General features: G+C 68.5%; 6 protein-coding genes. 3 read left to right on the top strand and 3 right to left on the bottom strand.

The window, feature by feature from the left end; translation table 11 throughout:
- The 3 genes from BST28_RS13870 to BST28_RS13860 form a co-directional block, all read right to left on the bottom strand.
- A partial coding sequence (locus BST28_RS13870) for a transglycosylase domain-containing protein (RefSeq protein ID WP_083081462.1) occupies positions 1–2,353 on the bottom strand: 2,353 nt, incomplete at its 3' end.
- 181 nt (positions 2,354–2,534) lie between these two features.
- Positions 2,535–5,102 carry a transglycosylase domain-containing protein gene (locus BST28_RS13865; RefSeq protein WP_420093439.1) on the bottom strand — a complete coding sequence of 856 codons (2,568 nt, stop codon included), beginning with the start codon at positions 5,100–5,102 and terminating at the stop codon, positions 2,535–2,537.
- A complete protein-coding gene (locus BST28_RS13860) occupies positions 5,020–5,445 on the bottom strand; it encodes a DUF5318 family protein (protein WP_019737950.1) in 426 nt (141 codons plus the stop codon). The genes BST28_RS13865 and BST28_RS13860 overlap by 83 nt, the downstream gene beginning before the upstream one ends.
- 118 nt (positions 5,446–5,563) lie before the next feature.
- On the opposite strand from BST28_RS13860, the gene BST28_RS13855 reads away from it, so the two are divergent.
- The 3 genes from BST28_RS13855 (at position 5,564) to BST28_RS13845 (ending at position 8,237) form a co-directional block, all read left to right on the top strand.
- Positions 5,564–6,400, top strand: a complete 837-nt coding sequence (locus BST28_RS13855) for a DUF1707 SHOCT-like domain-containing protein (protein WP_019737949.1) — start codon at positions 5,564–5,566, stop codon at positions 6,398–6,400.
- Positions 6,401–6,527: 127 nt separating this feature from the next.
- Positions 6,528–7,070, top strand: a complete 543-nt coding sequence (locus BST28_RS13850; RefSeq protein ID WP_019737948.1) for a PadR family transcriptional regulator — start codon at positions 6,528–6,530, stop codon at positions 7,068–7,070.
- A gap of 75 nt (positions 7,071–7,145) precedes the next feature.
- Positions 7,146–8,237 carry an inositol-3-phosphate synthase gene (locus BST28_RS13845; RefSeq protein WP_019737947.1) on the top strand — a complete coding sequence of 364 codons (1,092 nt, stop codon included), beginning with the start codon at positions 7,146–7,148 and terminating at the stop codon, positions 8,235–8,237.
- Positions 8,238–8,259 lie beyond the last annotated feature (22 nt).

The raw sequence follows: 8,259 nt of genomic DNA, 5'->3' as shown, positions 1-8,259 counted from the left end.
GTGGTGGCGGCGGCGGCGGAGGTGGCGGGAACATCTCCGGCACCGGGAAGGGCGGCGGCGGCAGCTCCTCCGGTTCGTCGCGCGGCGGCGGCGGATACCAGTCCATCGGCGGCGGGGGCGGCGCCACGGACGGCACCCCGGCGAAGCCACCGATCTCGGTGGGCTTGGGGAACTGAAGGACGGGGCTGCCCGAGAGCGCACCGTCCATGCTGGCCTTCCATATCTGAGCCGGCAGGCCCGCGCCGTAGACCGGCCCGCCCCACTTGTTCGTCAGCGGCTCATCTCCCGTTTCGGTGCCGACCCACACCGCGGTCGACAGCGTCGGTGTGTAACCGACCATCCAGGCGTCCCGGTTCGCCCCGGTGTTGCCGAGCTGGGTGGTGCCGGTCTTGGCGGCGGCGGGCCGCCCGCCGGCCAAGTCGTGACCCCCCGACCAACCGGGGATCGCCTTCATCGCGTCGGTGACATTGTCGGCCACCGCCTTGGGGATGCGTTGCTCGCCGGAGTCCCCTGCGGTGGCGCTGACGTCGAAGAGTACCCGGCCGTCGGGCCCGGTGACCTTCTCGATCAAGTGCGGCGGGTGGTACATCCCCGAGTTGGCCAGGGTGGCGTACGCCGAGGCCATGTCGATCACCCTGGTCTGGTACTGACCGAGCACGATGCCGTTCTCCGGTGGCCCGCCGCGGCCGTCCTCGGACAGCGTGTGCTCGACACCGGGGAAGCTTTCGGCGACCCCGGCCCGGTGCGCGGCATCGGCGACGTCGCGGGGGCCGTGCTTGAGCTTGAGCATCAGCCGGTAGTAGGCGGTGTTGAGGGAGCGCTTGAGCGCCTCGGCGATGTTGCAGACCCCGCAGCTGGCGCCGCCCACATTGCTGATCTTGGTCCGGCCGACGGTGAGCGGGCCGCTGTCGACCTGATATCCCAGGCCGATCCCCTGCTCCAGCGCGGCGACCAGGGCGAACACCTTGAACGACGACCCGGTCTGCAGACCGGCCTGGGCGAAATCGAAACCACCGCCATCCGCGCCGCCGTAATAGGCCCGCACCGCGCCGCTGCGCGGGTCGATGGAGACCACCGCGGTGCGCAGGAACGGCTTCTGCCCGGCCATGACCGCATCCACCGCCTTCTCCACCGCCCGCTGCGCCTTCATGTCGATGGTGGTGGTGATCCGCAGGCCCTGCATGTTCAGGGTCTGCTCGTCGATGTTGAACAGATCCAGCAGCTCGGCGGTGACCTGGCGCCGGATAAGCCCATTGGGCCCCGAGGCCTGGTCGGCGATGCGCGCCTGGTCCGGGGGGATCGTGGCCGGGAACTTCTGCCTGGCCCGCTCGGCGAGCGTCAAAGTCCCGGTAGCCACCATCCCGTCGAGCACCCAATTCCACCGGTTGACGGCGCGTTCGGGGTTGATCGCGGGGTCCAGGGCGGACGGCCGCTGGATCACCGCCGCCAACAGCGCGCCTTCGGCGACGGTGAGTTCCTCGACCGGCTTGTCGAAGTACGCCCGTGCCGCCGCGGCGATCCCGTAGGTGGTGCGGCCGAAGTAGATGATGTTGAGGTAGGCCTCCAGCACCTCGTCCTTGGGCCACACGTGCGACATCTTGGTGGCGATGACGAGCTCTTTGCCCTTGCGGACCACTCCCCCGACACCGTCCCGTTGGGATCCCACCAACGCGTTCTTGACGTACTGCTGGGTGATGGTCGAACCGCCCTGCAGGTCGCCGCCGAGCAGGTTGTTGCTGACCGCCCGGAACAACCCCGAGAACGAGTAGCCGGAGTTGGTGTAGAAGTCACGGTCTTCGGCGGCCAGCACCGCGTCCCGCACGTGGACCGGCACCTGGGTGATCTTGACGTCAATCCGGTTGCCTTCCGGCGGAACGATTCTCGCCAGTTCGGTGCCGTCCGCCGCGAAGATCCTCGACACCTGATCGGTGTGGATGTCGCCGGGGCCGGGAATCTCGACGGTGCGGTAGGCCATGCCGAAGGTGACCACCGGGACCACCAGCATGGTGGCGGTGACGGCGTAGAGGCCACGCCGGATCCAGGACCAGTTCACCCGCCGCCGGGGACCGAGCGGGTCTGCGACCTCGGCATCCGGTGCTGAATCGGTTGGGGCGGCGGCGTTTTCGCCCTCCGACCGCAACTTTTCCAATTTTTCCGATTTTTCCAACTTTTCCAGGGCCGCCCGGACCATCTCGATCGGGTCGCGCAGGTCCGGTTCTTCCCCGGGCGCGCTCTCCGCCGCCTCGGCGGGAGGTGCTTGCGGTGAGTCCTCCAGCGGCCGCATCGGGTCTGCAGTGGCGCTGTTGGTGCCCGGCACCGTCGGGCCCCTGCTGCTCACCGGCGGTGCGCGCATCCCCGCAGGTAGAGATCGAGCATCACGCCCTTGGTCGCCGTAGCGCGGTCAGAACACCCCGCGACAGACGCCGACGCGCCGTCAAGCCCGCCTTCTCCCATGCGTCGCTGCAGTCGCATGCTCACCAGGGTACGTCTGCTGCCGACGGTGTCGCGCTGAAACGAAGCGGGAAAAGCGCAGGCTACGGCGCCGGGAGCGCCGGTTCGGCCGGCGCGGGCGCGGGCTGCTCGGGCGCTACCGGAGACTGGGGCTCCTGGCCCGGCGGCGAGGGCTGCGGCGGGGGCGGTGCGGCCGGGATCGTGGTGGGCGGACCGATCGGGATGGTGATGCCCGGCGCGATCTCGATCGTCGGCTGGATGACGGTCTCCGAGGGCTCCGGCGGCAGGGACTCCAACGGCGGGGGCGGCGGCGGCGCGGCCGGGACCCCGGCATAGCCGCCGATCTCGGTGGGCGTCGGGAAGGTTTCGCTGGCGGTACCCCGCAGGGCGCCGTCCATGGTCGCCTTCCAGATGTCGGCCGGAATGCCCGCGCCGTAGACCGGACCGCCCCACTGATTGACCAGTGGCTCATCGCCCCCGGTGGTACCGACCCACACCGCGGTCGACAGCGACGGCGTGTAGCCGACCATCCAGCCGTCCCGGTTGGCGCCGGTGTCGCCCAGCTGAGTGGTCCCGGTCTTGGCCGCCGAGGGCCGCCCGCCGGCCAGATTGTGCCCGCGCGACCAGCCGGCGATGGGCTGCATCGCCGCGGTGACGTTGTCGGCGACCGCCTTGGGGATGCGCTGCTCGCCGGTGTCTTCAGACATCTGCGCGTCGAAGAGCACCTGGCCCTCGGCGTTGACCACTTTCTCCACGAAGTGCGGCGGATGGTAGACGCCCGAGGCGGCCAGTGTCGCGTACGCCGAGGCCATGTCGATCACCCTGGTCTGGTACTGCCCCAGGACCACACCCCCTTCAGGTGGCCCGCCGTCTTGCGAAAGAGTATGCGGCACACCGGGGAAACTCGTGGCGACACCGGCGGCATGGGCGGCGTCCGCGACGTCCTGCGCGCCGTTCTTGAGCTTGAGCATCAGCCGGTAGTAGGCGGTGTTCAGGGAGCGCTTGAGCGCCTCGGCGATGTTGCAGACCCCGCAGCTCTCACCCTCGGAGTTGGTGATCTTGATCCGGCCGTTCTCGAGGGTCAGCGGGGAACTATCGATCTGATAACCCAGACCGATGCCCTGCTCCAACGCGGCCACCAGAGCGAACACCTTGAACGACGACCCGGTCTGCAGACCGGCCTGGGCGAAGTCGAAGCCGTTGGCATCCGCGCCCCCGTAGTAGGCGCGCACCGCGCCGTTGCGCGGATCGATGGAGACCACCGCCGAGCGCATATTGGGGATCTGGCCTTTGAGGTAGGTCTCCACCGCGTCCTCGGCGGCGCTCTGCGCCTGCGGGTCGATGGTGGTGGTGATCTGCAGGCCCTGGGTGTTCAGCGTCTGCTCGTCGATGTTGAACAGCTCGAGCAGCTCCTTGGTGACCTGCCGCTGGATCAGCCCGTTGGGGCCGGTGGTGATGTTCTGGGAACGGGCCAGCTCCGGCGGTACCGTCGCCGGAAACGCCTGTGCGGCACGCTCTGCGGCGGTGAGCGCACCGGTCTCCACCATGCCGTCGAGCACCCAATTCCACCGGTCGATCGCGCCTTCGGGGTCCACGGCGGGATCCAGTGAGGACGGCCGCTGGATCAGCGCGGCCAGCAGCGCTCCCTCAGCGACGTCGAGCTGCTCGACGGGCTTGTCGAAGTAGGCCTTGGATGCCGCGGCGATCCCGTAGGAGCCGCGGCCGAAGTAGATGATGTTCAGATAGGCCTGCAGCACATCATCTTTGGACCAGGCGCTGGACATCTTGGTGGCGATCACGAGCTCTTTCGCCTTGCGGATCAATCCGCGCAGCCCGGCCCGCTCGGAGCCGACCAGTGCGTTCTTGACGTACTGCTGGGTGATCGTCGAACCGCCCTGGGTGTCACCGCCGAAGAGGTTGTTCTTGATGGCGCGGGCGAAACCGGACACGGAGAACCCCGGGTTGGAGTAGAAGTCGCGGTCCTCGGCGGCCAGCACGGCGTTGCGGACATACACCGGCACCTGGTTGATGTCGATGTCGACGCGATTACCCTCCGGCGGAATGATTTTGGCGAGCTCCGAGCCGTCGTTGGCCAGGATCGTCGACACCTGGTTGGTGCGGATGTCGCCGGGTGAGGGCACCTCGGTGATGGAGTAGGCCATCGCGAAGGTGATGATCGGCAGCACCAGCATCACCACAACGGAGACGTAGAGGCCCCGCCGGATCCACCGCCAGTTCGGCGGGTGCCGGCGCAGCCAGTCCAGCGGGTCCGGCGCCGCGGGCCGGTCGGTGTGCTCGAGACGGCCCGAGCGCCGCGGCGGCGGCTCGGCCGGTTCCTCCGGCGGTGGCCGGCGCGGAACGCGTCCGCTCAGCGTCTGCTCGCGGCGTCGCGGCGCGCCGTCCAGCGCCGCTTTGACGGCGTCGATCGGGTCGCGCAGATCTGCGGTCACGGCGTCATCGACGGCGGGGATGATCGTGGTCTGCCGGTCATCGGGCGCGGCCGGTGCGCGGTGGGCACCGACGTCGGAAGGTCCGGCCGAGGCAGGCTTCGGCCGGTCCTCGTGGTGTTTACTCACTGGCGGTACGGGCTCCGCTGCGTGCCGCCCGCCGACCCCGAGACCCCTTCGGCGGGCGCGCGAGGCCCAGCACATACGACTTCACCAGGTGATTCCAGCTGCAGGTCCGGCACACCTCGACAACGTGCACCGAGAACTCCGGGTAGCGGGTGGCCAGCAGGACAAGCTCCTCAGCGGAACGCGCCGAACCCGACACCGCCCCCAGGTCGTCGCCGTAGACCCACGACACCAGGGTCAGCTGCTCCTTGCGGCAGATCGGGCAGACCACCGCGCTGGGCTTGCCGTGGAACTTCGCCGCCCGGAGCAGATAGGGGTTGGCGTCGCACACCTCGGACACCCCGGTACGCCCGGAGTAGACCTCGGCCAGCAGGGAACGGCGCCGAAGCGCGTAGTCCACCACCTGTCGCTGCAATCGCACGGTGACCAGAGTACGTCGGGTCCGCGCGGGCGGGTGTGATGAACTCCCGCATCCCGCACCGACCGGCGGATTTCCGGGCCACCGCATGCCGCGGGCTTCTAGCATCATCGCCGTGGCAATGCGGCAGACGTCCGGAACCCGGGCCAAAGACAGTGATCGCGATGACACCTGCCGGATCCTCGACACCGGCCTGGCCGAGGGCCAGCTGACATCCGAGGAGCACCGGGAACGGGTCAGCGCGGCCACCCGGGCCGTCACCCTGGGCGATTTGCACGACCTGGTCACCGATCTGCAGACCGCCAGTGCGCCGACGCAGTTGCCGGTACTGGTCAAACCGCTGAGACTGGGCAGCCGCGGTATCGCCCTGGGAGCGTTGGCGGCCGCGGGCCTGCTGGGGATCGGTATCGGCTGGGGCCTCTACGGCAACACCAGCTCCCCGTTCGATTTCACCTCCGACCCCGGCGCCAAACCCGACGGCATCACCCCGGTGGTGCTCACCCCGCCGCGACAGCTGCATTCGCTGGGCGGATTGACCGGACTGCTGGAGCAGGCCCGCCAGAAGTTCGGCGACACCACCGGGTACCGGCTGGTCATCTACCCCGAATACGCGTCGCTGACCCGGCCCGATCCCGCCGAGCAGCGCCGCGAACTGAACTACACCTACCGCGGGGGCTGGGACGACCCGTCCACCTCGGCCAAGAGCAGCGATGCCGCCGCGGTGGATCTGGGCCGCTTCGACCCGAAGGCCGCGGTCGGCATCCTGCGCGGGGCGCCCGAAACGCTCGGGATCAAACCCTCCGACGTCAAATCCACCTACCTGATCGTCGAACCGGCCCGGGATCCGACGGCCCCCGGTGAGTTGTCGCTGTCGGTCTACGTCTCCAGCGATTACGGCGGCGGCTACATCGCCTTCGCCGGAGACGGCGCCGTCAAGCGCATCAATTACCCGTCCTGACAGTTCCGCGAACGAGCCGGCTGCACGCTGGGGGAACATGGCCGCTTGGGTTTGGTTATATCGGCGCGATACTATGGCGCGAACCGTCGAACGGTCGTAGCTGACAATCATCAGGGGAGGTGAATCGGTGCTTGAGCTTGCCATACTCGGTTTGCTGCTCGAGTCGCCGATGCACGGCTACGAGTTGCGGAAGCGGTTGACCGGTCTGCTGGGCGCGTTCCGGGCGTTCTCCTACGGCTCGCTGTATCCGGCGCTGCGGCGCATGCAGACGGCCGGGCTGATCGCTGAAGACGCGGCACCGGCCGGGACCCCGGTGCGCCGGGCCCGGCGGGTCTACCAGCTGACCGACGCCGGCCGCCAGCGCTTCAACGAGCTGGTGGCCGACACCGGACCGCAGAACTACACCGACGACGGCTTCGGGGTCCACCTGGCCTTCTTCAACCGCACCCCCGCCGAGGCGCGGATGCGGATCCTCGAAGGCCGCCGCCGCCAGGTGGAGGAACGCCGAGAGGGCCTGCGCAACGCCGTGACGCGGGCCAGCAACTCATTGGACCGCTACACCCGCCAACTGCACCAGCTCGGGCTGGAGTCCAGTGAGCGGGAGGTCAAGTGGCTCAACGAGTTGATCGCGGCCGAACGCGTCTCACAGGGCAGAGCCGAACAATCTTGAGCCTGCACGGCGCGGGTATCAGGACAACACAAACAGCACGTCAGCAGTGACAGCAGAAAAAGGAGAACGTCGGAAATGACTGAGCAAACGACGGATGTGCGGGTCGCCATTGTCGGCGTCGGTAACTGCGCCTCCTCGCTGGTCCAGGGCGTCCAGTACTACCAGAACGCCGACGACAGTTCGACCGTGCCCGGCCTGATGCACGTGCGCTTCGGTCCGTACCACGTCCGCGACGTGAAGTTCGTCGCCGCGTTCGACGTCGACGCCAAGAAGGTCGGCTTCGACCTGTCCGAAGCCATCTTCGCCTCGGAGAACAACACCATCAAGATCGCGGACGTGCCGCCGACCAACGTCGTCGTGCAGCGTGGGCCGACCCTGGACGGCATCGGCAAGTACTACGCCGACACCATCGAGGTCTCCGACGCCGACGCCGTCGACGTGGTCTCGGTGCTCAAGGAGGCCAAGGTCGACGTGCTGGTCTCCTACCTGCCGGTGGGCTCGGACGAGGCCGACAAGTTCTACGCCCAGTGCGCCATCGATGCCGGGGTGGCGTTCGTCAATGCGCTGCCGGTGTTCATCGCCTCGGACCCGGTGTGGGCCAAGAAGTTCGCCGACGCCGGCGTCCCGATCGTCGGCGACGACATCAAGAGCCAGGTCGGCGCCACCATCACCCACCGGGTGATGGCCAAGCTGTTCGAGGACCGTGGCGTCACGCTGGACCGCACCTACCAGCTCAACGTCGGCGGCAACATGGACTTCAAGAACATGCTCGAGCGGGAGCGCCTGGAGTCCAAGAAGGTGTCCAAGACCCAGGCCGTCACCTCCAACCTGACCGGCTCGCTGGCCGGCAAGGTCGAGGACAAGAACGTGCACATCGGACCCAGCGACCACGTGGCCTGGCTGGATGACCGCAAGTGGGCCTACGTGCGGCTGGAGGGCCGCGCGTTCGGCGACGCACCGCTGAACCTGGAGTACAAGCTCGAGGTGTGGGACTCCCCCAACTCGGCCGGCATCATCATCGACGCGGTGCGGGCCGCCAAGATCGCCAAGGACCGCGGCATCGGCGGGCCGATCATCCCGGCCTCGGCATACCTGATGAAGAGCCCGCCCAAGCAACTGCCCGACGACGTCGCCCGGGCCGAACTCGAGCAGTTCATCACCGGCTAGGGGTTCACCCTGCGCCGAGACG

It is taken from the genome of Mycolicibacter kumamotonensis (genome assembly GCF_002086285.1).
In the GTDB taxonomy this organism is placed as follows: Bacteria; Actinomycetota; Actinomycetes; order Mycobacteriales; family Mycobacteriaceae; genus Mycobacterium; species Mycobacterium kumamotonense.
Note: the sequence above shows the minus strand (reverse complement) of the source record. Positions and strands in the feature narration are given on the sequence as shown.

Coding starts and splice junctions, on each gene's coding strand:
- BST28_RS13865 (WP_420093439.1), bottom strand. CDS start 5,102: ATGTGCTGGGCCTCGCGCGCCCGCCGAAGGGGTCTCGGGGTCGGCGGG.
- BST28_RS13855 (WP_019737949.1), top strand. CDS start 5,564: ATGCGGCAGACGTCCGGAACCCGGGCCAAAGACAGTGATCGCGATGAC.
- BST28_RS13845 (WP_019737947.1), top strand. CDS start 7,146: ATGACTGAGCAAACGACGGATGTGCGGGTCGCCATTGTCGGCGTCGGT.